The organism is Kitasatospora terrestris (genome assembly GCF_039542905.1).
Classification (GTDB): domain Bacteria; phylum Actinomycetota; class Actinomycetes; order Streptomycetales; family Streptomycetaceae; genus Kitasatospora; species Kitasatospora terrestris.
The window spans coordinates 7,283,696-7,307,329 of record NZ_BAABIS010000001.1 but is presented as its reverse complement, the minus strand read 5'-3'; the positions used below and the strand labels follow the sequence as shown (position 1 = coordinate 7,307,329).

Annotated in this window: 21 protein-coding genes; 15 read left to right on the top strand and 6 right to left on the bottom strand. The window is 76.6% G+C overall.

Annotated features, from left to right (window positions below):
• The first annotated feature begins 84 nt into the window (after positions 1 to 84).
• The 12 genes from ABEB06_RS33470 (at position 85) to ABEB06_RS33415 (ending at position 12,935) form a co-directional block, all read left to right on the top strand.
• The gene (locus ABEB06_RS33470) at positions 85 to 522 is read left to right on the top strand and encodes an RrF2 family transcriptional regulator (RefSeq protein WP_345700667.1); all 438 of its coding nucleotides are present in this window, start codon (positions 85 to 87) and stop codon (positions 520 to 522) included.
• A complete protein-coding gene (locus ABEB06_RS33465; protein WP_345700666.1) occupies positions 519 to 1,403 on the top strand; it encodes a DsbA family oxidoreductase in 885 nt (294 codons plus the stop codon). Before ABEB06_RS33470 ends, ABEB06_RS33465 begins: the two co-directional genes overlap by 4 nt.
• Before the next feature lie 611 nt (positions 1,404 to 2,014).
• On the top strand, positions 2,015 to 3,574 hold the full coding sequence (locus ABEB06_RS33460) for an ABC transporter substrate-binding protein (protein WP_345700665.1): 1,560 nt from the start codon (positions 2,015 to 2,017) through the stop codon (positions 3,572 to 3,574).
• On the top strand, positions 3,571 to 4,605 hold the full coding sequence (locus tag ABEB06_RS33455; RefSeq protein ID WP_345700664.1) for an ABC transporter permease: 1,035 nt from the start codon (positions 3,571 to 3,573) through the stop codon (positions 4,603 to 4,605). The genes ABEB06_RS33460 and ABEB06_RS33455 overlap by 4 nt, the downstream gene beginning before the upstream one ends.
• A 5-nt stretch (positions 4,606 to 4,610) precedes the next feature.
• Positions 4,611 to 5,522, top strand: a complete 912-nt coding sequence (locus tag ABEB06_RS33450; protein WP_345700663.1) for an ABC transporter permease — start codon at positions 4,611 to 4,613, stop codon at positions 5,520 to 5,522.
• A complete protein-coding gene (locus tag ABEB06_RS33445) occupies positions 5,497 to 6,588 on the top strand; it encodes an ABC transporter ATP-binding protein (protein WP_345700662.1) in 1,092 nt (363 codons plus the stop codon). The genes ABEB06_RS33450 and ABEB06_RS33445 overlap by 26 nt, the downstream gene beginning before the upstream one ends.
• A 32-nt stretch (positions 6,589 to 6,620) precedes the next feature.
• The gene (locus ABEB06_RS33440; protein WP_345700661.1) at positions 6,621 to 7,601 is read left to right on the top strand and encodes an ABC transporter ATP-binding protein; all 981 of its coding nucleotides are present in this window, start codon (positions 6,621 to 6,623) and stop codon (positions 7,599 to 7,601) included.
• A gap of 152 nt (positions 7,602 to 7,753) precedes the next feature.
• The gene (locus tag ABEB06_RS33435) at positions 7,754 to 8,932 is read left to right on the top strand and encodes an acyl-CoA dehydrogenase family protein (protein ID WP_345700660.1); all 1,179 of its coding nucleotides are present in this window, start codon (positions 7,754 to 7,756) and stop codon (positions 8,930 to 8,932) included.
• A gap of 53 nt (positions 8,933 to 8,985) precedes the next feature.
• Complete coding sequence (locus tag ABEB06_RS33430; protein ID WP_345700659.1) at positions 8,986 to 10,125, top strand: LLM class flavin-dependent oxidoreductase; 1,140 nt, start codon at positions 8,986 to 8,988, stop codon at positions 10,123 to 10,125.
• Positions 10,122 to 11,108, top strand: coding sequence for an alpha/beta hydrolase (locus ABEB06_RS33425; RefSeq protein WP_345700658.1), 987 nt, complete (start codon positions 10,122 to 10,124; stop codon positions 11,106 to 11,108). Before ABEB06_RS33430 ends, ABEB06_RS33425 begins: the two co-directional genes overlap by 4 nt.
• A gap of 199 nt (positions 11,109 to 11,307) precedes the next feature.
• On the top strand, positions 11,308 to 11,832 hold the full coding sequence (locus ABEB06_RS33420; protein WP_345700657.1) for a flavin reductase family protein: 525 nt from the start codon (positions 11,308 to 11,310) through the stop codon (positions 11,830 to 11,832).
• Entirely contained in the window at positions 11,823 to 12,935 is a 1,113-nt protein-coding gene (locus ABEB06_RS33415; RefSeq protein ID WP_345700656.1) for an LLM class flavin-dependent oxidoreductase, read from the top strand. Before ABEB06_RS33420 ends, ABEB06_RS33415 begins: the two co-directional genes overlap by 10 nt.
• A gap of 594 nt (positions 12,936 to 13,529) precedes the next feature.
• On the opposite strand, the gene ABEB06_RS33410 is transcribed toward ABEB06_RS33415, so the two are convergent.
• The 3 genes from ABEB06_RS33410 to ABEB06_RS33400 form a co-directional block, all read right to left on the bottom strand.
• A complete protein-coding gene (locus tag ABEB06_RS33410) occupies positions 13,530 to 13,928 on the bottom strand; it encodes an STAS domain-containing protein (RefSeq protein WP_345700655.1) in 399 nt (132 codons plus the stop codon).
• A 178-nt stretch (positions 13,929 to 14,106) separates the two neighbouring features.
• Complete coding sequence (locus ABEB06_RS33405; RefSeq protein WP_345700654.1) at positions 14,107 to 14,574, bottom strand: ATP-binding protein; 468 nt, start codon at positions 14,572 to 14,574, stop codon at positions 14,107 to 14,109.
• Positions 14,575 to 14,687: 113 nt separating this feature from the next.
• Positions 14,688 to 15,074 carry an STAS domain-containing protein gene (locus ABEB06_RS33400; protein ID WP_345700653.1) on the bottom strand — a complete coding sequence of 129 codons (387 nt, stop codon included), beginning with the start codon at positions 15,072 to 15,074 and terminating at the stop codon, positions 14,688 to 14,690.
• Between the two features lie 332 nt (positions 15,075 to 15,406).
• Here ABEB06_RS33400 and ABEB06_RS33395 point away from each other — a divergent pair, with 332 nt between their 5' ends.
• Positions 15,407 to 19,357, top strand: a complete 3,951-nt coding sequence (locus ABEB06_RS33395) for a SpoIIE family protein phosphatase (RefSeq protein WP_345702074.1) — start codon at positions 15,407 to 15,409, stop codon at positions 19,355 to 19,357.
• Between the two features lie 46 nt (positions 19,358 to 19,403).
• Here ABEB06_RS33395 and ABEB06_RS33390 read toward each other — a convergent pair whose 3' ends face one another.
• Genes ABEB06_RS33390 through ABEB06_RS33380 form a run of 3 tightly spaced genes read right to left on the bottom strand, consistent with a single transcriptional unit; the run spans position 19,404 to position 22,485 of the window.
• Positions 19,404 to 19,745: an STAS domain-containing protein gene (locus tag ABEB06_RS33390; protein WP_345700652.1), complete on the bottom strand. Its 342-nt coding sequence runs from the start codon at positions 19,743 to 19,745 to the stop codon at positions 19,404 to 19,406.
• The gene (locus ABEB06_RS33385) at positions 19,742 to 20,860 is read right to left on the bottom strand and encodes a cobalamin B12-binding domain-containing protein (protein ID WP_345700651.1); all 1,119 of its coding nucleotides are present in this window, start codon (positions 20,858 to 20,860) and stop codon (positions 19,742 to 19,744) included. The genes ABEB06_RS33390 and ABEB06_RS33385 overlap by 4 nt, the downstream gene beginning before the upstream one ends.
• On the bottom strand, positions 20,857 to 22,485 hold the full coding sequence (locus ABEB06_RS33380) for a PP2C family protein-serine/threonine phosphatase (protein ID WP_345700650.1): 1,629 nt from the start codon (positions 22,483 to 22,485) through the stop codon (positions 20,857 to 20,859). Before ABEB06_RS33380 ends, ABEB06_RS33385 begins: the two co-directional genes overlap by 4 nt.
• Before the next feature lie 222 nt (positions 22,486 to 22,707).
• On the opposite strand from ABEB06_RS33380, the gene ABEB06_RS33375 reads away from it, so the two are divergent.
• On the top strand, positions 22,708 to 23,100 hold the full coding sequence (locus ABEB06_RS33375) for an STAS domain-containing protein (protein ID WP_345700649.1): 393 nt from the start codon (positions 22,708 to 22,710) through the stop codon (positions 23,098 to 23,100).
• Between the two features lie 65 nt (positions 23,101 to 23,165).
• Positions 23,166 to 23,588 carry an ATP-binding protein gene (locus tag ABEB06_RS33370; protein WP_345700648.1) on the top strand — a complete coding sequence of 141 codons (423 nt, stop codon included), beginning with the start codon at positions 23,166 to 23,168 and terminating at the stop codon, positions 23,586 to 23,588.
• The last annotated feature ends 46 nt before the right edge of the window (positions 23,589 to 23,634 follow it).

Here is a 23,634-nt window from a genome sequence, read left to right as displayed (position 1 = left end):
AGAGGTATCCTTTCGGGCGGCTCCCCAAACCACATCCCCGGGGTGGCACTTGAAGGCGGTCCGGCCCGGGTGATACTCGGGGGTATGCATATTTCCGCGAAGGCGGACTACGCCACCCGTGCGCTGGTGGAACTCGCCTGCGACACGGAGCGTCCGCTCACCTGCGAGGCGATCGCCTCCTCCCAGGAGATCCCGTTCCGCTTCCTGAAGTCGGTGGTCGGCGACCTGCGCCGGGCCGGCCTGGTCCGCAGCCAACGGGGCTGCGAGGGCGGCTACTGGCTCGGCCGTCCCGCCGCGGACATCACCCTGCTGGACGTCGTCCGCGCGGTGGACGGCGAGCTGATCACTCTGCGCGGCGAGCCGCTGTCGGGGCTCGCCTACCCCGGACCGGCCGACGCCCTGCCGGGGATCTGGCGCGAGGTCGAGGAACGGGCCGGCGAGGTGCTGGCGGGCACCACCGTCGAGGCCCTGGTGCGCCGTTCCCGGCGGCCGGCCGCGCGCCTGGCCGTGGAGGCGGTGTGACCGGCGGGGCCTCCGCCCTGGAGGTGGTGGAGTACACCGACCCGTTCTGTCCGTGGGCCTGGGGGGCGGAGCCGGTACTGCGCCGGCTCCGCCGGGAGCTGGACGGGGTGGCCGTCCACCGCCGGGTGTTCGGCATCCTGTTCGACGAGGACGAGGAGCCGGCGCCGGACCCGGCCGCGGAGACCGCCTGGTACGCCGGGTTCGTGGCCAGGGTCTCCGGGCACACGGGCGCGCCGCGGCCGGTGCGGCTGCGGTGGGTCGCGGCGAGCAGCTGGCCCGCCTCGCTGGCCGCCGCGGCGGCCGAGCAGCAGGGGCCGGAGGTGGCCGAGCGCGTCCTGCGGCGGCTGCGCGAGTCGGCGTTCGTCCGCGGCGAGCCCGCCGACACGCCGGAGCGGATCGCGGCGGCGCTGCACGGGGTGCCCGGCCTGGACGCGGACCGGCTCGCGACCGCGGCGGCCTCGCCCGCGGTGCGGGAGCGGGTCGCCCGGGACCGTGCGGAGACCCGGGCGCCGCGCGCCGAGGTGGTGGGCCTGCGCGGGGACGGCCCGCATCCCGGCGGGGCAAAGGAGACCGAGGACGGCTACCGGTACGCGCTGCCCACGGTGGCCTTCCACGGCCCGGCGGGCTGCCGGGTGGTGCCGGGCTGGCGCGGGCTGGAGGAGTACCTGGCCGCCGCGCGGGCGGTCCGCCCCGGCCTGCCGTCCGCGCCGCGAGGGCGTCCGGACCCGGCCGAACTCCTCCACCGCCACCGGAGCCTGACGGCGCCGGAGGCCCCGGACGGCCCGCCGCCGGGCGCCGTGACGCTGACCACCGGCGCCGGACCGCTCCACCTGTCCGCAGCCGAGGCCGCCGTCTCCCCGCTGCTCAGCGATCCCCACTGACCCGGAGCTCCCCGGCCCCTCCCGGAGCTCGCGCCCGGCACCGGGCCCTGCGCGCCACCGGGCCCTGCGCGCCGCCGGGCGGCGTGCCACCGCGGCAGCGGCCGAGTCGCCGCGCATCCTCGACGGGACGCCCTGCGACGCGTCAACTCTCTTTCCCAGTAACGTGTTTAGCCCCCTTCTCGTCTCCTCGCAGCCCGCCGGGGCGACCCGGCGACCGCCCACCCAATGGGACACCTTTTGGTGTCCATTGACATCGGGCCCCGTCGCCCGACAGGATGACGCCATGCTTTCGACGCACCCCAACGTGGTGTGCCGCTACGTGGACTTCCGGCGCACCAGCAGCGATCTCTGTCTCTGAGTGCCCTTCTCCGCCGGCGGCACGGCCGCCCGCGGACCCCGGAGCGCGGTTCCCCCGCGCCGAACGGCCGGCTCTCGCCGCCGTGCCGGGCTTCCTCCCTCCTGGCACCGCCCCGCCCGTGACCGGGTGACGGCGTACGCCGCCCCCCCCTTTTCCCGGTGTCCTGTCGCGCCGCCGTGCCCCGCCCTCCGCCGTCCCCCGTCGACGGCGACCGTGCGGGCATCCGCCGCGCCACGAAAGGTGACGCACGCCCATGACCAGCACCGCCCTGCCCTCCTCGCCCCTTGCCAGACGCTCCTTCCTCGGCCTCGGACTCGGTGCGGGAGCCGCTCTCGCCCTCGCCGCGTGCGGCGGGACGACCGTCGCGCCGAGCGGCTCGGCCGACGCGGCCGGCTCCTCCGGAACCCTCAAGTGGGGCTGGGCGCTGCCCACTTCGTGGGACCCGGTGTTCTCCTCGGCGGGCTGGGACGTGCACGTGCTCTCCCTGGTGTACGCCGGTCTGACCAAGCTCGACGAGAGCGGGAAGGCCGTTCCCGCCCTGGCCGCCTCCTGGAAGTACGACGCCGACGGCACCCGTCTGACGTTCACGCTGCGCCCGGGGCTGGCCTTCGAGGACGGCTCTCCGCTGGACGCCACCGCGGTGAAGAAGAGCCTGGACCGCGGCCGCACCGACCCGAAGTCGCTGGTCGCCCCGCAGCTCACCCAGGTCAAGCAGGTGCTGGCGCCGGACGCCACCACCGTGGTGCTCGAACTGAGCTCTCCCGACTACCAGTTGCCGAACCTGCTGGCGGGCAAGACCGGTCTGGTGGTGAACCCGAAGGCGTTCGAGGTGGACGCCGCGGCGCTGGCGTCCAAGCCCGCCGGCGCCGGCCCGTTCAGCCTGGTCTCGTACGTGCAGAACAGCAAGGCCGTGCTCAAGCGCAATCCGCAGTACTGGGACGCTGGTTCGATCAAGCTGGAGAACTTCGAGGTCTACCCGCTGCCGGACGCCGCCACGGTGGTCAGCGGGCTGCAGTCCGGGCAGTTCGACGTCGCGCAGATCCCCGGCAGCCAGGTGGAGGCGGCCAAGGCCGCCGGATTGGAGGTACAGGAGATCCCGTCGCTGGTGGTGGCGGTGCTGGACGTCAACACCACCAAGGCGCCGTTCGACAACCCGGACGTGGTGGAGGCGCTGAAGTTCGCGATCGACCGCGAAGCGCTGGTGAAGACCCAGCTGTTCGGCCATGGCGAGGTCAACTACCAGCCTTTCCCCAAGGGTTACGTCGGCCACGACCCGGGCTCCGAGGACCTGTTCCGCTACGACCCGGACAAGGCCCGGGCGCTGCTGGCGAAGGCCGGACACCCGGACGGCGTCGACCTGACCCTCACCACCACCGCCGCGCAGGGCCTGCCCGAGCAGGTGCAGGCGCAGCTGAAGCAGGTCGGCATCCGGGCTAACATCGAGGTGATCCCGGCCGCCCAGGCCACCCAGATCGTCTACGTGCAGCACTCCAAGGCGCTGTTCACCGATCAGTTCGCGGGCCGCGACTCGGCCGCCCAGGCGTTCCAGGTGCTGTTCGGCGAGCAGGGGTTGATGAACCCGGGCCGCAGCACCCCGCCGGAGCTGGCGGCGGCGGTGAAGCAGGTCTCGCGCACCCCGCTGGACTCGCCGGACTACCCGAAGGCGCTGCAGGCGGCGACCGCGGTGGCGGTGCGCACCATGCCGAACGTGTTCCTGTACAGCGTGCCCCGGCTGCTGGCCCGGCGCCGCTCGGTATCGGCGATCCCCGCGTTCACCGTGGTGCAGCGGTTCGAAGGGGTGAAGGTCGGATGAGCGGGGCGGCGCTCCCCGTACCGGCCGGGCGGGCCGCGGGGTGGGTGGCCCGCCGCGCGGTGCGGACGCCCCGGTCGGCCGGGCGGGTGCTGGCGTCGGCCGTCACGGTGTTCCTGCTGTCGTCCGTGCTGACCTTCGGGCTCGGCGCGGTCTCCGACGCCAACCCGGCGGCCGCGGTGCTCGGCGAGACCGCGACGCCGGCCGACATCGCCCGGCTGGACCACGAGTTCGGCCTGGACCGGCCGCTGTGGGCGCAGTTCGGCAGCTGGCTGGGCCACGCCGTCCAGGGCGACCTCGGCCGGTCCTGGTTCACCACCCTGCCGGTGACGGACTCGATCACGGCCGCCCTGCCGGTCGACCTGTCGATGGCCGGGCTGGCTCTGCTGTTCGCCGTCCTGCTCGGCTCGGCGGCGGGCATCGCCGCCGCGCTGCGCCCCGGCGGGCGCCTGGACCGGGTGGTCACCGCCCTGTGCACGCTGCTGGGCACGCTGCCCGCGTTCGTGGTCGCGATCGGCCTGATCACCCTGGTCGCCGTGCAGTTGCGGCTGCTGCCGTCCGGCGGCTACGTGCCGCTCGACCAGGATCCGGCCGAATGGCTGCGGTACGCGCTGCTCCCGGCGCTGGCCCTGAGCCTGGACGCGGCGGCGGGCATCGCCCGGCAGCTGCGCACCTCGCTGGTCGGCGCGCTGCGGGAGAACTACGCGACCGGCGCGGTGATGCGCGGCCTGTCCCGGCGGCGGGTGCTCTTCGGGCACGTGCTGCGCAACGCGGCGGGGCCGGCGGTCACCGTGCTCGGGATGAGCGTGCCGATGCTGATCGGCGGCGCCGTGGTCACCGAACGGATCTTCAACCTGCCGGGGATCGCCCAGCTGTCGCTGCGCGCCGCCGAACAGCACGACGTCCCGGTGATCCAGGGCACCCTGCTGGTGACGGTCGCGGTGGTGCTGGTCGCCAACCTGGCCGTGGACGCCGGGCTGCTCGCCCTCAACCCCGCCGCCCGCAGGGCGCCGTCCCCGGCGGGTGCGCGGTGAGGGCCGTGCTGCGCCGCCCGGTGGTGGCCCTCTCGCTCGCGGTGCTGGCCGCGGTCGCGCTGCTGGCCGTCCTCGGCGGCCGGCTCGCCCCGCTCGACCCGCTCGCGCAGGACACCGCCCAGCTGCTCCGGGGCCCGAGCGCCGAGCACCTGCTGGGCACCGACTACCTGGGCCGGGACGTGCTGAGCAGGCTGCTGGCCGGCACCGGCCTCTCGGTGGCGGCAGCGGTGGAGGCGGTCGGCGCGGCGCTGCTGCTGGGCGTCCTGCCCGGGCTGGCCTCGGTGCGCTTCTCGGCCCCGCTCGCCTGGCTGTCGCTGCGCGCGGTGGACGCCCTGATGACCCTGCCGTTCGCGCTGTTCGCGATCGCCGCGGTCGGCGTCCTCGGCAACGGCCTGCACCAGGCGATGCTGGCGCTCGGCGTGCTGCTCGCCCCGCTGTTCTTCCGGGTGGCCCGGGCGGCGGCGCTCGGCCTGGACCGCGCCCAGTACGTCGAGGCCGCCGAACTGATGGGTGCGGGACGGCTGACGGTGCTGCGCACCCACGTGTGGCGCAAGGTGCTGCCGACCGTGGCGGTCACGGCCGCGCACGCGCTGGCCACCAGCCTGCTCACGGTCGCCTCGCTGACCTTCCTCGGCATCGGCGTCCAACCGCCCGCGCCGACCTGGGGCGGCATGCTCGCCGGCGACCTGGGCTTCCTCGCCCAGCAGCCGTGGGCACCCGCCCTGCCCGCCGCGCTGATCATGCTGACGGTCGGCGCACTCAACCTGCTGGCCGACGCCCTCCAGGACGCCGACCCCGCCGGAAGCGCCGACCCCGCCGGGGGCCGCGGGTCCGAGCGCCCCGCCGACGGGCCGTCAGCCCTGCGAAAGACGACGGAGAGGGAGGAGAGCCATGAGCGCCACCACGTCCACGCCTGACCTGGACACCCGGCCCGCCGCCGCGGCCGAACGCCCCGTACCCGGAGGCCCCGTATCCGGACAACCCGTACCCGGGCGGCCCGTGCTGGAGGTCGAGGGTCTGCGGGTCACCGTCGGCCGGGGCCGGACCGAGGCGGTGCGGGAGGTGTCCTTCACCGTCCGCGCCGGGGAAGCCGTGGGGCTGGTCGGCGAGTCCGGCAGCGGCAAGACGCTGACCTGCCGCGCCGTCCTCGGCCTGCCCGCGGCCGGCGTGTCCGCCACCGCCGACACGCTCGACCTCGGCGGCACCGATCTGCTCGGCCTGGACGGGCCCGGCTGGCAGCGGCTGCGCGGCAGCCGGCTCGGCGCGGTCTTCCAGGACCCGGGCTCGTACCTCAACCCGTCGCTCACCGTGGGACGGCAGCTCGCCGAACCGCTGCGGGCGCACGGCGGCCTGAACCGGACCGAGGCCCGCCGCCGGGCCGTCGAGCTCTTCGACTCGGTCGGGCTGCGCGACCCGGAGGCGGTGTACGACCGCTACCCGCACGAGCTGTCCGGCGGCATGCTGCAGCGGGTCCTGATCGCGATCGCGGTCGGCGGCGACCCGGACCTGCTGGTGGCCGACGAGGCCACCACCGCGCTGGACACCGTCGTCCAGGCCGAGGTGCTCGACCTGCTGGCACGGCTGCGCACCGAGCGCGGCCTCGGCCTGCTGCTGGTCAGCCACGACCTGGCCGTGGTCGCCGAAGTCACCGACCGCCTGCTGGTGTTCTACGCCGGCGAGGTCGTCGAGGACGGCCCCACCGCCGAGGTCGTCGCCTCCCCCGCCCACCCGTACACCGAGGCGCTGCTGGCGGTCGCCGGGCTCGGCGACCACCGCCGTGGCCCCCTGCCGGTCATCCCCGGCCACCCGCCGGCGCCGGGCGAGGCCCCCACCGGCTGCCGGTTCGCACCGCGCTGCGAGTACGCCGCCGAGGCGTGCACCGGCGCCCCCGTCGCCCTGCTCCCCCGCGGCGAAGGCCGCGCGGTCCGCTGCCGCCGCGCGGACGAGCTCACCCTCGGGCCCGAGCGCCCGGCCACCACCTGACGAACCGTCAACCCTGCTGGAGGGAGAAGACCATGACCACGTCCGTCGCCGCTCCCGAGGATCCGCTGCTCGACGTGCGCGACCTGCGGGTCGCGTTCGAACCGGGGACTCCGGTGCTCGACGGGGTCGACCTGGCGGTGCGGGCCGGGGAGGTCCTGGGGGTGATCGGCGAGACCGGCTCCGGGAAGACCACCCTGGCGCGGGCCGTCGTCGGACTCGCCCCCGTCGCCGCCGGGCGCATCACCGTCGACGGCCTCGACCGGACCGCCCTGCGCGGCCGGGCCCTGCGGGACGCCCGCCGGGCCGGAACGGTCCAGTACATGTTCCAGGACCCGCTGCGCTCCCTGGACCCCGACCTGACCGTCCTCCGGCTGGTCGGCCAGCCGCTCGCCATCACCGGGGTGCCCGTCGAGGAGCGCCGCCACCGGGTGCTCGCCGCGCTCGACCTGGTCGGCCTCGACCACGCCCTCGCCGACCGCCGGCCCGCCCAGCTCTCCGGCGGCCAGCGCCAGCGGGTCGCCCTGGCGCGGGCGATCGTCACCCGTCCCCGGCTGCTGCTCGCCGACGAACCGGTGTCCGCATTGGACGCCTCCAGCCGCAACCACGTGCTGCGGCTGCTCGACGAGCTGCGCGGCGAACTCGGCCTCGCCGTCGTCCTGATCTCGCACGACCTGGACTCGCTCGCCGGCGTCGCCGACCGGCTCGCCGTGCTGTACCGGGGCCGGGTCGTGGAGAGCGGGCCGACCGACGCCGTGCTGCGCAGCCCGCTGCACCCGTACACCGCGCTGCTCGCCGCCTCCGCACCCGGCGGCGGCCCGGCACGGCACGCCGAACTGGCCGTCCTGCGCTCCGCCGCCACCCGGCCGCCGGCCGCCTCCGGATGCGCCTTCGCCCATCGCTGCCCGTTCGCCGACGCCGCGTGCGCGCCTCGACCGGAGTTTCGTACGCCCGCCGCCGACCGCGCCGCGGCCTGCCACCACGCGCCCGACTGGCGTACCCGGCTCGCCGCCTGACGATCCGTCAGGTCCCGCGGCCACCGACCGGCCCCACCGCCGTACGGGCGGCCCGCCCGCCTGCGGCCCCTCCTGCCTACCCGCCGCCTGCCCACCGCCCGAGCACCCGAGCTCCCGATCCGCGCACCGACCCCCGTCCCGGAGGCCGACCGATGACCACCACCGCCCCACCGACCTTCCCCGCACCGGCCCTGGACCGCCTGCCCGAGCTCACCCGCGCCCTGGCCGCCTGCGCCGCCACCCACGACCGGGACGCCGAACTCCCCCTGCGGGACTTCGAACTCGTCCACGAGGCAGGCCTGTTGACGGCGACCGTGGCCGCCCGGCACGGCGGACCGCAGGCCGGGCTGGCGGACACCGTACGGATCCTGCGGGCCCTGGGCGCGGGCGACCCGGCGGTGGCGCTGGTCACCGCGATGACGCTGTTCACCCACGCCGCCGAGGCGCGGACACCGTCCTGGCCGGCGGGCCCGCTGGGCGAACTGCTCACCGAGTCCGCGCGCCGTCCGGTCCTGGTCAACGCGCTGCGGGTGGAGCCCGACCTGGGCAGCCCGGTCCGCGGCGGCCTGCCCGCGACGACCGCGCGCCGGGCGCCCGACGGCGGCTGGCGGCTGACCGGCCGCAAGATCTACTCGACCGGCGCGTACCTGCTGGACTGGCTGCTGGTCTGGGCCGTCACCGACGAGGACCGGCCGCGGGTGGGTTCGTTCCTGGTCCGCGCGGGCAGTCCGGGCCTCGCCGTCGAACCGGTCTGGGACCACCTCGGCCTGCGCGCCTCGCGCAGCGACGACGTGCTGTTCACCGACGTCCCGGTGCCGGCGGACCACGTCGCCGGCCTGTCCCACCCGGGCGTCGACGGCGGGCGCGACCCGGTCGGCGGCGTCTGGAACAGCCTCGGCCTGGCCGCGCTGTACCTGGGCGTCGCGGACGCCGCCCGCGACTGGCTGCTCGGCTTCCTGCACGAGCGGACCCCGAGCGCGCTCGGCGCGCCGCTCGCCACGCTGGCCCGCTTCCAGTCCGCGGTCGGCGAGATCGAGGTGGCGCTGGCCGGGGCGAACCGGCTGGTGGCCGCCCTCGCCGCGGCCGTCGACGCCGGGGAGCCCGGCGCCGCCGACGAGGCCGGCGGCGCGAAGGTGCTCGCCACCCGGGCCGCGATCGACGCCGTCCAGCAGGCCGTGGCCCTGGTCGGCAACCACGGCCTGGCCCGCCGCAACCCGCTCGAACGCCACCTGCGGAACGTGCTGTGCGCCCGCGTCCACACCCCGCAGGACGACTCGGTGCTGCTCACCGCGGGCCGCACCGCCCTCGACCGGTCCCGACCGGTCGCCTGACCTCCCGTCACCTCTCCCGGCAGTTCCCGTCCCGATCACGTGAGGAAACCACCGTGCCCGTCGAAATCATCGGCATGATCTCCACCCACGACGTCTCCGAGACCCGCCCGGCCACCGGTCCGGTGGTGGACGTCGACTACACCCGCCGCTTCGCCCGGGCGCACGAGCAGGCCGGCTTCGACCGGATCCTGATCGCCCAGTCCTCGGCGAGCCCCGACCCGAACCAGGTCGCGGCGTTCGCCGCCGCGAACACCGAGCGGCTCGGCCTGCTGGTCGCCCACCGCCCCGGCTTCCTCGCGCCGACCGTCGCCGCCCGCACCTTCGCCACCCTCGACCAGTTCTCCGGCGGCCGGGTCGCCGTCCACATCATCACCGGCGGCCACGACGCCGAGCAGCGCCGCGACGGCGACTACCTGAGCAAGGACGAGCGCTACGCCCGCACCGACGACTACCTGACGGTGGTGAAGAAGGCGTGGACCGAGGACGCGCCGTTCGACCACGACGGCCCCTACTACCGGCTGGCGGACTTCCACTCCGAGGTCCGGCCCGTCCAGCAGCCGCGCATCCCGCTGTACTTCGGCGGCTCCTCGGAGGCCGCGTACCGGGTGGGCGGCAAGCACGCCGACACCTTCGCGCTGTGGGGCGAGCCGCTGGCCGAGACCGCCGAGCAGATCGCCCGGGTCCGGGCCGCCGCGGAGGCCGCCGGACGCGACACCGCCCCGGGCATCAGCGTCTCCTTCCGGCCGATCCTCGGCCGCACCGACGAGGAGGCCTGGGAGCGGGCGCAGGGCATCCTCGGCACCATCGAGCGGCGCGGCGACGCGTTCGGCGGACGGCGCGCCGTGCTGCCGGTCGGTCCCGGCGCCACGCCGCAGAACGTCGGCTCGCAGCGGCTGCTGGCCGCCGCCGCCAAGGGCGACCGGCACGACCGCGCCCTGTGGACCGCCACCGCCAGGGCCACCGGCGCGGCAGGCAACTCGACCGCGCTGGTCGGCTCCCCGGAGACGGTGGCACAGGCCCTGCTGGACTACGTGGACATCGGCGCGACCACGCTGCTGATCCGCGGCTACGACCCGCTGGACGACGCGCTGGACTACGGCCGCGAGCTGCTGCCGCTGGTCCGCGCGGAGGTCGCCCGCCGCGACGCCGCCGCTGCCGCCACCGCCGTGCCGGCCGGGGCGGGCGCCCGATGACCGCGCCCGCACCCGAGCTGCTCCGCCAGGAGCGGTGGGAGCCCGCCGAGGGCACCGCCGTCCGCGGCACGGTGGTCCTGCTGCCCGGACGCGGCGAACACCCCGGCGTGTACGCCCGGTTCGGGCGGCGGCTGGCCTTCGACGGCTACCGCCTGGTGGTCCCCGACCCGGTCACCGCTCACCCGGCCGGTCCGGTGGACGTCCCGCGCACCGCGTGGGACGTCGACCCGGCCGACGGAGCAGGAGCCGACCCGTCCCCGGCATCCTGGTCCGACCGGCGGATCGAGCGACTGGGCCGCGACCTGGCGGTGCTGACCGCCGACGAACGGGAGCGGCACGGCGGCCCGGTGGTCCTGGCGGGCTCCGACACCGGCGCCCTGCTCGCCCTCGCCACCGCCACCGCCGTCCCGGCCGACGGGCTGCTGCTCGCCGGCCTCCCGACCCCGCGCAGTGAGGCACCGGCCCCCGCCCCGGCCCTGCTCGACGGGCCGGACGCCGCGGACCGCTCGGCGGCCACGGCCGTCGGGTCGTCGGGCGTCGGGTCGTCGGGCGTCGGGTCGTCACCGGACTGGGCGGACGACGAGCTGTCCGCGCGGACCGCGTGCCCGGTGCACCGCGGACTGCTCTCCGGGTCACCGGAGTTCCGACCCGGAGCCCTGTCCGACCCGGTGGCCGCCGAGCTCGTCGCCGCCGCCGCGGCGGCCCGGCCGACCGTCCCCGTCCTGGCTTTCCACGGCCTGGCAGACCAGGTCGCGCCGGCGGAGGCCCTCCGGGCGCTGGCCCGGCGGCTGCCGTCGGTGGACGCGGTCGGGGTCGCCGACGGCCGCCACGACGTGTTCAACGACGCCGCGCACCGCAGCGTCGCCGCCCGCACGGTGCAGTGGCTGGAGGCCCTGCGGGCCGGCCACGACCGGCAGCCGCAGGCACCGGCCCCGCTGCTCGTGCCGCTCGCGGCCACCGCCGCGCAGGGCCCGGTCCGTTGACCGCCACGCCCGCCGCTTCGGGCCCGCCCCGGCCCGGAGGCACCCGCCCCGCGGCCGGCGCCGCTCACGGCCGCCCCTTCGCGGTGCCCCGGCCGTCGACCGCCGCGCCCGCCGTCACGCCCGCCGCACGCCGCCGTGCCCTCCGCTCCGGGGGCCGGGCCCCGGGGCCCACCGTCCGTCCGAGGAAAGGACTCCGCCCATGACCGCCGTCGACGAACGGCCGCCCGCCACCGCGCCGGCCGAGCTGCTCCGCCGCACCCTGCGCCGGCACGCCGCCGGCGTGGTGGTGATCACCGCCGCCGGCCCGGCCGGGCCGGTCGGGCTGACCGCCACCTCCTTCACCTCGGTGAGCCTCGAACCCGCCCTGGTCTCCTTCTACCTGTCGACCACCGCGTCCACGGCGCCCGCGGTACGCGCGGCGGACGCGTTCACCGTGCACCTCCTGCACCGGGGGCAGGAGGAGCTGGCCCGGACCTTCGCCCGCAGCGGCGTCGACCGGTTCGCCGGCGTCCCGTGGTCCGCGGGCCCGCACGGCACCCCGCTGCTGGACGGCGCCGCCGCCCGCCTGACGGCCCGCCGGGTCGGTCTGCACCCGGTCGGCGACCACCTGCTGGTGGTCGGCGAGGTACTGGCGGCGGACGCCGAGGGCGGCGAGCCGCTGGTGCACCACGACGGCGGTTTCGGCGGGTTCGCGCCCGGCGCCGGGGAGGGTCCGTGGCGCTGAGCGTGCACTGGTTCCTGCCGACCACCGGTGACAGCCGCCAGGTGGTCGGCGGAGGCCACGGCTCGACCCCGGGGACGGCCGGTTCCGACCGGCCGCCGTCCCTCGGCCACCTCGGGCAGATCGCGCGGGCGGCCGAACAGCTCGGCTTCGCCGGTGCGCTCACCCCGACCGGCCCGTGGTGCGAGGACGCCTGGCTGACCACCGCGATGCTGACCGGCCTGACCGAGCGGCTCACCTTTCTGGTGGCGTTCCGGCCCGGCCTGGTCTCCCCGACGCTGGCCGCCCAGATGGCGACCACGTACCAGAACCTCTTCGGCGGACGGCTGGCGCTCAACGTGGTCACCGGCGGCGAGTCGGAGGAGCAGCGCGCGTACGGGGACTTCCTCGACAAGGACGGGCGCTACGCGCGCGCCGACGAGTTCCTGTCGGTGACCGGGCGGCTGTGGCGCGGCGAGCGGGTCGACCACGACGGCCCGCACCTGCGGGTCGAGGGGGCCCGGCTGAAACGGCTGCCCGACCCGGTGCCGGAGGTGTACTTCGGCGGTTCCTCGGCGGCGGCCGAGCGGGTCGCCGCCCGGCACGCGGACGTGTACCTCACCTGGGGCGAGCCCCCCGGCCGGGTCGCGGAGAAGATCGACCGGATCCGGACGCTGGCCGCCGCGCACGGGCGTCGGCCGCGGTTCGGCATCCGGCTGCACACCATCACCCGCGACACCTCCGCCGAGGCCTGGTCGGAGGCCGACCGGCTGCTCGCCGGGATGGACCCGGCACGGATCCGCGCCACCCAGGAGGCCCTGGCGCGGAGCGAGTCGGAGGGCCAGCGGCGGATGCGCGAGCTGCACGGCGGCGAGGTCGGGCGCCTGGAGGTCCACCCGAACCTGTGGGCCGGCTTCGGCCTGGTCCGCGGCGGCGCCGGAACCGCCCTGGTCGGCAGCCACGCCGAGGTCGCCGACCGGATCGAGGAGTACCACCGCCTGGGCGTCGACGAGTTCATCCTCTCCGGCGTGCCCCACCTGGAGGAGGCCTACCGGGTCGGCGAGGGCCTGCTCCCCGTCCTCACCGCCCGCGGCCTCCTGCCTGCGGCTGCCGGGCACCCCGGCTGATCCGGCCGTGCACCACGTGCCGGGGCGGCCGGAGAGCGGAGCGGTTCGAGTCGCACGTGGATCACCCCCAAGAACGGCCCGCCGGCCTGCACCCCTGCTGGCAGGGCGCTCCAGCCCGTACCGGCCTCGGCCAGGCCGTCGCCCAACCTGACGGTGCAGGCCCGGGCGATGGGACTGGCCGCACACCAGTTCCGCGCCTTCGACCTGGAAGGGCTCACCGCGGGCCGGAGCTGACGCCCGGTCGGGCGGTCGTCTCCATGATCGCGGTGGGCCGGGCCGCCGGAGGGCCCCCGGAGGGCCGGACCCGGCACAGCGTCGCGCGGCTGCGCTCCGCCCCTACGGAGGGACCATGACCACGCGGACTTCGTCGACCTGCTGTGCGACGCCGCCCGGCGGGGCGTCGCCGTCGACCTGCCGGTGCCCGGACGGCACACCTACAAGCGGGGGTGCCGACTGGCAGGCGAACGGCACTTCGACGAGGACCTGGCGTGCAGCGAGGTCGTCACTCCCGACCGCCGGCACCGCCGCGGCGCCGCACCGCGCGCCCCGGAGGCGGCGGTGGGGAGGTCCACGGGCGCCGGGCCGCGGGTGCCGTCATCCGGTTGCGGTCGGGGCGAGGTCGGGGCGGATGTCGAAGACGGCGTCGGTACCGGTCAGTTCGAGGAGCCTGGCCACGGGGCCCGACACGCGGACCAGGACCAGGGACAGCTCGGCCTTCAGGGCTTCGAGGCGCGTGGCGAGCAGCAGGTTGAGTCCGGTGGAGTCGCAGAACGACAGGCGCCCGCAGTCCAGTACGATCCGTCCGGCGGCCCGGGCGAGTGCCTCGTCCAGCTGTGCGCGGAGCACGTGGGCGCTGTCGTAGTCGAGTTCACCCACCGGGGACAGGACAACCGCGCCGTCCTCGGCACGCAGGCCGACGGTGAGCCGCACGTCCTCGGGTCCGGTGACCGGTGAGGAGGTCGCCCCGGGACGGGCGGGGTCGTTGTCGTGCATCGGCACTCCTTCGTTCGAACCGACGGCCGCGACCTGCGGCAGGCCGCAGGCGGTGTCGGTACGACCATACGGGTTGTTCCGCCGTCGGTCATGATCCTCCGGCGTCGCGGTCACCGGCCGCGCGGGGTCCGGTGCCGCACGGCGGCCGACCGACTGCCCCGGACCGTGCCGGCCCGCGTCAACCCGCGCTCTCCGGGCCGAAGCCGGCGGAGGCGGGCGGCAGGACGAAGGTGACCCGGATGCGCTTGCCCCCGACGGGCAGCGGCTGGACCTGGCAGGTCGAGGTGAGGGCCTGGACGATGGCCCAGCCGCGGCCGCCCCCGGAGGCCGGGTCGCGTCCGTGGAACGGCTGGGCGACGGGATGGCGGTCGTCGCCGTCCTCGACGTCGACGACCAGGCGGGCCCCGCCGGGCTCCAGGCGGGCGGCGAAGGCGGTCAGGCCGCCGCCGTGGCGCAGGGCGTTGGCGACGAGTTCGGTCACCACGAGCTGGACGTCGGCCAGGACGCGGCCGTCCGGGTGCACGTCGCCGCCCAGCAGCTGCGCGACGACGGCGCGGGCCTGCCCGGCGGTCCGCACGGCCCCGGGCGCCTGCTCCTGCCGGGCGGCGGTGTCCGGGGACGGCGGCCGGGCCTCGTCGTGGCGCATGAATGACCTCGAATCGTCTACGGCGCCGTACACCCCGGCCGACGGGTCCGGGCGGGGGATCGGGAGGCATGTGCCCCCGCGGGTGGGGATGATGCGGTGCGAACGGTGCCGCGTCACCCGGCTCCGGGCTCGCGCGGGGGTCGGCGCAGCAGTTCGGCGGCCGCCGTCCGGGCCCCGTGCAGACTGTCGGCGACGGTGAAGTAGTCGTCGGTCGCGGTGACCTCCAGCAGGCGCAGGACCGCGGGGGCGAGCGGCCCGAGCAGGACCAGGGCGCCGGCGGCGTCCTCCATGCGCTGCTGGGCGAGGACCAGGGTCCGCAGCGTGGAGGAGTCGGCGAAGGTGACCGCGGAGAGGTCCAGCACGAGCGCCTCGGCCCCGCCGGCCAGCGCGGAGTCCACGGCCTCGGCGAGTTCGCGTTCGCCGGTGAAGTCCAGCTCACCGCGCAGCCGGAGCACGGTGGTTCCGGGCGGCCCGCCGGGTGCTTCCGATGTGTCCGTCATGGCGGTCATGCTAGCCCGGCACGTCAACCTCGCTGTTCCGGGCCGTCGCGAGTCGCGGTGATTGCGTCGGCGCGGGGCGGGCATCCGGTGGGTCGCGGAGTGCGGGCCCGGCACAATGATCGGGCGGCGGCGCGGTCGGGCGGCGCCGGATCGGAGGGAGGCGGCCGGTGGCGGCTGGGCGGGGCGGCGGTCGGGCGGTCTTCGGTTCCGATCCGCTGGTCGGTGCCGATCTGGCGCGGGTGGACTGGGCGGCCACGCCGCTGGGCGATCCGGCGCACTGGCCGCAGAGCCTGCGCTCGGCGGTCGACATCCTGCTGTCCTCGCGGTTCGCGATGTGGATGGCGTGGGGGCCGGAGCTGACGTTCCTCTGCAACGACGCGTACCGGCGCGACACGCTCGGCAGCAAGTACCCGTGGGCGCTCGGCCGCCCGTTGCAGGAGGTGTGGGCGGAGGTCTGGGAGGACGCCGGGCCGCGCATCGAGCACGTCCTGACCGAGGGCGAGGCGACCTGGGACGAGGCGCTGCCGCTGCGGCTGCAGCGCTCCGGCTACGCCGAGGAGAGCTACCACACCTTCTCCTACAGCCCGTTGCGCGACGAGAGCGACGCCGTGGTGGGCGTGCTGTGCGTGGTCAGCGAGGAGACCCAGCGGGTGGTCGCGGAGCGTCGGATGGCCACGCTGCGCGACCTGGGCTCCGATCCGGGGGCGGTGCGCACCGAGGGCGAGTTCCTCGCCTTCACCGCCGAGCAGCTCGCCCGCAACCCCTACGACCTGCCCTTCACCCTGACGTACCTGTTCGACGACCGGGGCGGCGCGCACCTCGCCGCGTCCTCCGGGATGCCGGCGGGCCACCCCGCCGCACCCGCCCGGATCGGGCCCGACGACCCGGGGCCGTGGCCGACCGGCCCCGCCCGCGGCGGCGAGGCGGTGTCGGTGCCGCTGGAGGGCGGCCGGTTCGCCGACCTGCCGTGCGGGGCCTGGGAGGAGCCGCCCCGGCAGGCCCTGCTGGTGCCGCTGGACAGCCCGGGCGGCGGCGGGCCGAGCGGTTTCCTGGTCGTCGGTCTGAACCGGCACCGCCCCTCGGACGAGGCCTACCGCGACTTCGCGGGCCTGGTCGCGGGCCGGCTGGCGGCCGGGATCGCCAGTGCCCGCGGTCACGAGGCGCAGCAGCGGCGCGCGGAGCAACTGGCCGAACTGGACCGGGCGAAGACCGCGTTCTTCTCCAACATCAGCCACGAGTTCCGCACCCCGCTGACCCTGATCGCCGGGCCGGCCGAGGGTCTGCGGCAGCGGCTCGCGGACGCCGACCCGGACGTCCGGGAGGACGTGGAGACCATCCACCGCAACGCGCTGCGGCTGAGCCGGTTGGTGAACAGCCTGCTGGACTTCTCCCGGATCGAGGCGGGCCGGATGCGGGCCCGTCCGGAGCCGGTCGACCTCTCGCGGGTCACCGCCGAGCTGGCCGCCGTCTTCCGTTCGGCCGTCCGGCGCGCCGGGCTGGAGCTGGACGTCGACTGCCCGCCGCTCACGGCGCCGGTCATGGTGGACCCGGGCCTGTGGGAGAAGGTCGTCTTCAACCTGCTGGGCAACGCGCTGAAGTTCACCTTCGACGGGACGATCCGGGTGCGGGTGCGCGAGCGGGACGGACAGGCCCGGGTCACCGTCGAGGACACCGGGATCGGCATCCCGGCCGCGGAGCTGCCGCACCTCTTCGACCGTTTCCACCGGGTGGAGAACAGCCGTGCGCGCTCGCACGAGGGGAGCGGCATCGGTCTCGCCCTGGCCAAGGAACTCGTGGACCTGCACGGTGGGACGATCACCGCTGCCTCCGTCCCGGACCGCGGCACGGTGTTCACCGTCGCCCTGCCGTTGGCGGGCGGCCTTCCCGCCGGGCCCGTCCGGACCCTCCCGGACGGGCCGGCGGGTGACGGCGCCGCGGTCGCCGACGCCTACGTCCAGGAGGCGCTGCGGTGGGAGCCGCGCCCCGGCGACGGGGCGCACCGGGACGACGGGGGCCGGGGGCGCAGCGAGGACGCCGGGCCCGAGCCTGCCCCGCAGCCGGCCGGCGCCGGGCCCGCCCACGTCCTGGTCGTCGACGACAACGCCGACATGCGCGGCTACCTGGCCCGGATCCTGCGCGGCGCCGGGCACCGGGTCACCTCGGTCGGCGACGGCGCGCGGGCCCTGTCCGCCGTCCGCTCCTGCGCCCCCGACCTGGTGATCAGCGATGTGATGATGCCCGGCACGGACGGCCTGCAGCTCGTCGCGGCGCTGCGCGCCGACCCGCGCACCGCCGCCCTGCCGGTGCTGCTGCTGTCGGCGCGGGCGGGCCGCGACGACGCCATCGACGGCTTCGAGTCGGGGGCCGACGACTACCTCGTCAAGCCCTTCGCCGCCGCCGACCTGCTGGCCCGGGTGCGCGCCGCCCTGCGGCTGGCCCGGCTGCGCGAGCACCACGCCCGGTGGCACGAGGCCCTGGTCGACTCCTTGCAGGACGCCTTCTTCGTCTGCGACGAGGAGGGCACGGTGATCCGGACGAACGCGGCGTTCGCCGCCCTGCTCGGCCACGGCGCCGAGGGGCTGCCCCTCCGTCCGCCGCACCAGTGGTGGCCGGACCCGGACACCGACCCGGAGGGCCACCGGCGGGCGGCCGACGCCCTCGCGCTGATGACCTCCGCCGACCACGGCAGTTGCACCGTCCCCGCCGTCCACCGCGACGGGCGCCGCATCCTGGCCCACGTCACGTTCACCCGGGTCAAGGACCCGTCCACCGGACGCACCGTCACCGTCGGGACCTTCCGGGACGTCACCGCCGAGCACTACGCCGTCCGGCGCGAGAGCGCGCTGGCCTCCCTCGGCGACTGCCTGACCCGGGCCACCACCGCCGACGAGGCACTGGCCGGCGCGCTCGAAGAACTGCGCTCCCTGTGGAGCGCGCGCCGGGTGGTGGCCGCCCGCTTCGACCGCGCCGACACCACGGCCCCGCCCCGGATCACCGCCGCCCGCACCGCCCCTGACGGCCAGGAGACCGGACCGGCCGGCCCCGCGGCCGGACCGGACGCACCGGCCGGCGGCTGGGCGGACCTGTCCGGGGCCGAGCGGGACGCGCTGGGCGCGCTCGCCGTCGCGCCGCCCCTCACCCCGGCCGCCGGTCCCGCCGGGGCGGGCGTCCGGCTGGAGCATCCCGACGGGCCGCTCGCCCTGCTGGTGGACCTGGGCGGACGCCGCCGCTTCGGGCCGGAGGACGAACTGCTGCTCACCCTGCTGGCCGGTCGCCTGGCCCAGGGGCTGGCCCGCGCCCACCGGATCGACCAGGAACGCGAGACCGCGCTGGCCCTGCAGCGCGCCATCCTGGGCCCGGCCCGGCTGCCGGAGAACTTCGCCGTCCGCTACGAGCCGGCCACCCCGCCCCTGGAGGTCGGCGGCGACTGGTACGACACCGTGCCGCTGCCCGACGGCCGGATCGGCATCATCGTCGGCGACTGCGTCGGCCGCGGCCTGGCCGCCGCCAGCGTGATGGGGCAGTTGCGCAGCGCCTGCCGCGCCCTGCTGCTCCAGGACCACAGCCCGGCCCGGACGCTCACCGCCCTGGACGCGTTCGCCGCCGGCGTCCCCGGCGCGATCTGCACCACCGTCTTCTGCGGCGTCCTCGCCCCGGACACCGGCGAACTGCGCTACTCCAGCGCCGGGCACCCGCCCGGCGTGCTGACCCGGGCCGACCGCACCGCGGTCCTCCTCGACGCCGGACGCTCCCTCCCGCTGGCCGTCCGCCCCGGCCGGCCGCGCCCCGAGGCCACCGCGGTCCTGCCCGCCCGTTCCACCCTGCTGCTCTACACGGACGGGCTCGTCGAGCGGCGGCGCAGCGGCCTGTCCGACGGGATCGCGGAGGCCGGCCGCGCCGTCGCCGCGGGCATGCACCTGCCGACGGCGGACCTCCCGGACCACGTGATGGGCCGTCTCTCCCCCGCCGACGGCTACGAGGACGACGTGGCCGTCCTGCTCTACCGGCACCCGGGACGTCTGGAGCTGACGTTCCCCGGCCGCCCCGAGGCGCTTGCGGCCGTCCGCCGGGACCTGCGTGCCTGGCTGGCGGAGTGCGGCGTCCCGGCCGGCAGCGTCGGGGAGCTCCTGACCGCCGGCGAGCAGGTCCTCGCCACGGCGGCGGGCGGCCCCGGCACCACCGTGCGCCTGACCGCGGACGTGACCGCCGACCGGCTGCGCCTGGGCGTCGGGCCCGCCGGGGGCGCCACCGCCGTCGCGGTGGAGGCCGCCGTCCCGGGCTGAGCGGAGCCGTCCGGCCCCGCCGGCGGCCCGGGCCGCGCCCGGTGGCTCAGGCCGGCGGCCGGTCGGCGCACAGGTAGTCCGCCGTCCCGGTGAGGTGCAGCAGGCGGTCGAGCTGGGCCGGCCGGTGGTCGAGCAGCAGGCGGCGGCCGGCGGCGTCCATGTCGCGGCGTATCTGGAGCAGCACGGACAGGCCCATCGAGTCGCACAGCGACATGCCCCGGCAGTCGACCCGGAGCACCTCGGCCCCCGGCGCGGCGGCGAGGCGCTCCGCGACGGTCCGCAGGAAGTCCTCGCAGTTCTCGTGGTCGAGTTCGCCCTCCACCGGGACGGTGACCGTGCGCGGTGCGGAGTCGTCCGGTCGGGGTTCGGGGACGGGGTGGGTGGTCATTCGGGTGTCCCGGGGGTCGGCAGCGGGCGCGGGGCGGGGCCCGCCGGAGGCAGGGCGGACGTCAGCACCGAGACGCTGCGCGGCAGGTCGCGCAGCTGATCGCGCAGGACCTTCAGGGAGAAGGCGAGGAAGACGTCCGGGACGGAGCGGGCGACGAGGATCTCCCGGGTCCACCCCGTGAACGTGGTGAAGAGGTCCTGGTCCCCGGTGTAGAGGGCGACGGAGAGGTGCTCGACGATGTGGGCCAGGTCGTCGAGGGTGTGTGCGCGCTGCAGGTCGGTGTAGGACCGGACGGCGGGGAACTCCCGTTCCAGGGCGGCCATCACGGCGGCGACCAGTTCCCGGGAGCTCCGGCTGACCAGGGTGTACTCCTGGTCGGCGAGGTGCGGCAGGTCGTCGCAGGGCTGGTGCGGGCCGGCGGGCAGCGGGATCCCCCGGGCGAGGCGTTCGGCCGCCGCGCGGGCGTCCGGGGCCCAGGCGTCGGCACCGAGCAGCCGGGCGTGGCGGCCGTCGGGACCGAACGCCGCGCCGCCCGCGATGACCGGCACGCCCGCTGCCTGCGCCGCCGTGATCGCGGTGTGGGCGGCGGGAAGCCGGGTGGTCAGCGAGGCGGACAGGGCCAGCGCGTCGGGGGCGGTGCGGTGCAGGTGCGCGATGAGGTGGGGGGTGGGGCACTGGGCGCCGAGGTAGTCGACCCGCCAGCCGCGCAGCATCAGCACTTCGGCCAGCAGCCGGGCGGGGAAGGCGTGCCATTCGCCGTCGACGCAGGCCACCGCGATCCGGCCGCGGTCCGGCGGCCGGGCCGCGGAGAACGCCGGGTGCCCGGCGGCGACGGCCACCACCCGTTCGTTGACGGCGGTGGCGGCGTGCTCCTGGATCACCGTGATCCGGTCGGCCGCCCACTCCAGGCCGATCCGGGCCTGGAGCGCGCCGATCACGTCGAGCAGCAGCGACTCCGGAGGGAGGCCCTCGTCCAGGGCCTGCGTCGCGAGGGCGGCGGCCCGGGCCTGGTCGCCGCCGACGACGGCCTCCCAGAGGTCCTCGGTCCAGGCCGCCCCGGCGCCGGCCCGGTCGCCGGCCCGGGGGTGTGTCGTGGTCGGTGCTTCGACGGTCATGCCGCACGTCCTCGCTGTCCGCCGCCCACGGCCAGGTGGCCGCGCGGGGGCGCGGCGATGACCATGACCGCCATGTCGTCGTGCCGGCCCTCCCGGATCCACTGCGCGGTGAGCATCTGCACCCGTTCGACGATCGCTTCCGCGGGCATGCCCGCGCACTCGCCGAGCGCCTGGCGCAGCCGGTGGTCGCCGAACTGCTCCCGGCCGGTCGGCCCGCCCTTGGCCTCGGTGATCCCGTCGCTGTACAGGACGCAGGCGTCACCGGGGTCGAGCAGCACGGTGTCGGTCCGGGTGGTGGACTCCGGCAGGACGCCCACGATGCTGCCCAGAGTGCTGGAGTCGGCCACCCGGCCGTCCGCGCGGACGACCATCGGCGCGGGGTGTCCGGCGGCCGACAGCCGGACCCGGACCCGGTCGTCCTCACGGCGCACCGAGGCCAGCACCAGGGTGGCGAACCGGGCGTGGCGGGACGTCAGCAGCGCTTGGTTCAGGAGTTGCAGGACCCGCCCGTGGTCGTCGGCGAGCGGCAGCAGCGCGTGCAGCGTGTTGCGCACCTTGCCGGTCATGACGGCGGCCTCCATGCCCTTCCCGCTGACGTCGCCGAGCAGGGCGAGCGTCTCGCCGTCCGGGTCGACGGCCGGGTGGACGTCGTAGAAGTCGCCGCCGATCCGGTCCCGCTCGACGGAGGCCCGGTAGCCGCCCGCGAAGTCGACCCCGTTCAGGTGCTCGAGCCGCGGCGGGAGCAGCTCGCGCATCAGCAGGTCGGTGACGGAGGCCTGCTCGGAGTACATGACGGCCGCGGACACGGCCGCGCCCGCCCGGGCGGCGAACATCCGGGCGAAGACCTCCTCCTCGGTGGAGAACGGGCCGGCGCCCGCCGCGCGCAGCAGCACCAGCGCCCCGGCCGGGACGCCGTGGCCGGGCAGCGGGGTGACCAGCACCGAGCCCACCCGGCCGAGGCCGTCCGGCACCAGCCACCGCGGCGTGGCGTCCGGGTCGATCCACCGCGAGGGCACCGGCGGGAAGCCCTGCAGGGCCTCGGCCAGGCCCGGCACCTCGGACGGGTCGGCCCGCACCTGGACGCGGGCCGGGTCGCCGCCGCGCAGGCACGACACGAAGCGCAGCGTCCGTCCCGAGCCGGGGGCCACCACCACGGCGGCGTCGGCGAGGTGCAGCGCCGCCTGGCGGACCACGGTCTCCTGGATGCGGTCGACGTTCAGCGAGGACAGCAGGAGGCCGGACAGCCGGGTCAGCAGCTCCCAGTCGCAGGGGCCGCCCGTGGCCGTCCGGGGCAGCAGGCCCGCACAGCCGTCGGCGGCGACGAACCACCACACCGCGCTGCCGTCGTCCCGCGGCGAGGGGTGGGCCTCGATCGGGCCGGCCACCGGGTCGGTGTGCCAGGCGGTGCTCGGCCGGGTGCCGTCGGAGGGGAGGGCCAGGTGGGCCCGGCGCAGCCACTGCGGCACCGCGGCCGACGGCCGGCCGTCGGGCTCGCCCAGGAGGCGCCGGGCACTGTCGTTGGCGTGCAGCAGTCCGGCGTCGGCGCCGAGCACCGCCACCGGGTAGGGGGAACCGGCGAGGAACTCCCAGCCGGTGGTCGACGCGGGGGAAGTCGGAGAAGCCATCGTCCGGGCCCTGACGGACCCTCACCTCGCAATTCGGTTTCCGTCGCCCGGCCGGGCCCGAGGAGGGCCACCGCCGGTCGGCGGGTTCGGCGCGGCGGGCCGGACCCGGCAGCCGGATCCGACGGGCCGTGCCCGGACCCGCCATGCTACCCGCCGTCCGGCGGGCCCCCGGGCCGTACGTTCCCGGAGGGGCCCGGGAGGCGAGGGCTTACCATGCCCGTCATGACCGATCACACGCGCAGCGCCACCGGGGCGGGCCCGGTGGGCGTCGAGACGGTACGGGCGCAGGGCGAGCTCGACTGGGAGGACGCCCAGGAGTTCGCGCAGCGGTTGACGACCGCGCTGGCCCGCTCGCCCCGGCTGCTGGTGGTGGACCTCGCCCAGGTCACGTTCGCGGACTCCTCGGTGCTGCAGGCGCTGCTCACCGCCCACCGGCGGACCGCCGAGGACGGGGGGCGGCTCGTCCTGGCCGGCCCGCTGCCGGAGGCCGTCCGCAGGCTGCTCGACCTCGCCTCCGCCACCGGGTACTTCCACATCGCGGCGGACGCGGCCGCCGCGGCGGACAGCGGGGCCGGACCGGCCGCGACCCGGCCGCCGCAAGCGCCGCCGGTGTGACGTCCCGCCGTCCGGTCCCCCGGACACCCGAAGCGCCCCCGTCCCGTCCGATTCGAGGCCCCCACATGTCCCGTGCCGAGACCGACCCGACACGGTGGTGCGACCAGACAGCCCACCCGTTCCCGCCGGTGCGCACCGCGGCCCAGGCCAGGGCCGCCGTCGCCGTGGCGCTCGCCGGGCATCCCGGGGCCTGCGCCCGGCTGCGCGGCGACGCCCGGCTCGCCGTCACCGAACTGGTCACCAACGCGATCCGGCACGCCGGTGGGGTCACCGGGTTCGCCGTCCGGACGAGCGGCGGCGGGCGCGTCCTGACGATCGACGTGGAGGACGCCACCGACGCCCACCCGCGGGGCGACGCCGCCAACCTGCAGGACCCCACCCGGCTGGGCGGTCGGGGCTGGCCCCTGGTCCTGCTCCTCGCCGCCTCCTGGGAGATCCACCCGCTGCCGGGCGGCGGCAAGCGCATCCGGGTCACGCTGACGACCTGAGCCGGCGGCGGATCCCGGCACCGCCGCCCGCCCGGAAAAGAAATCC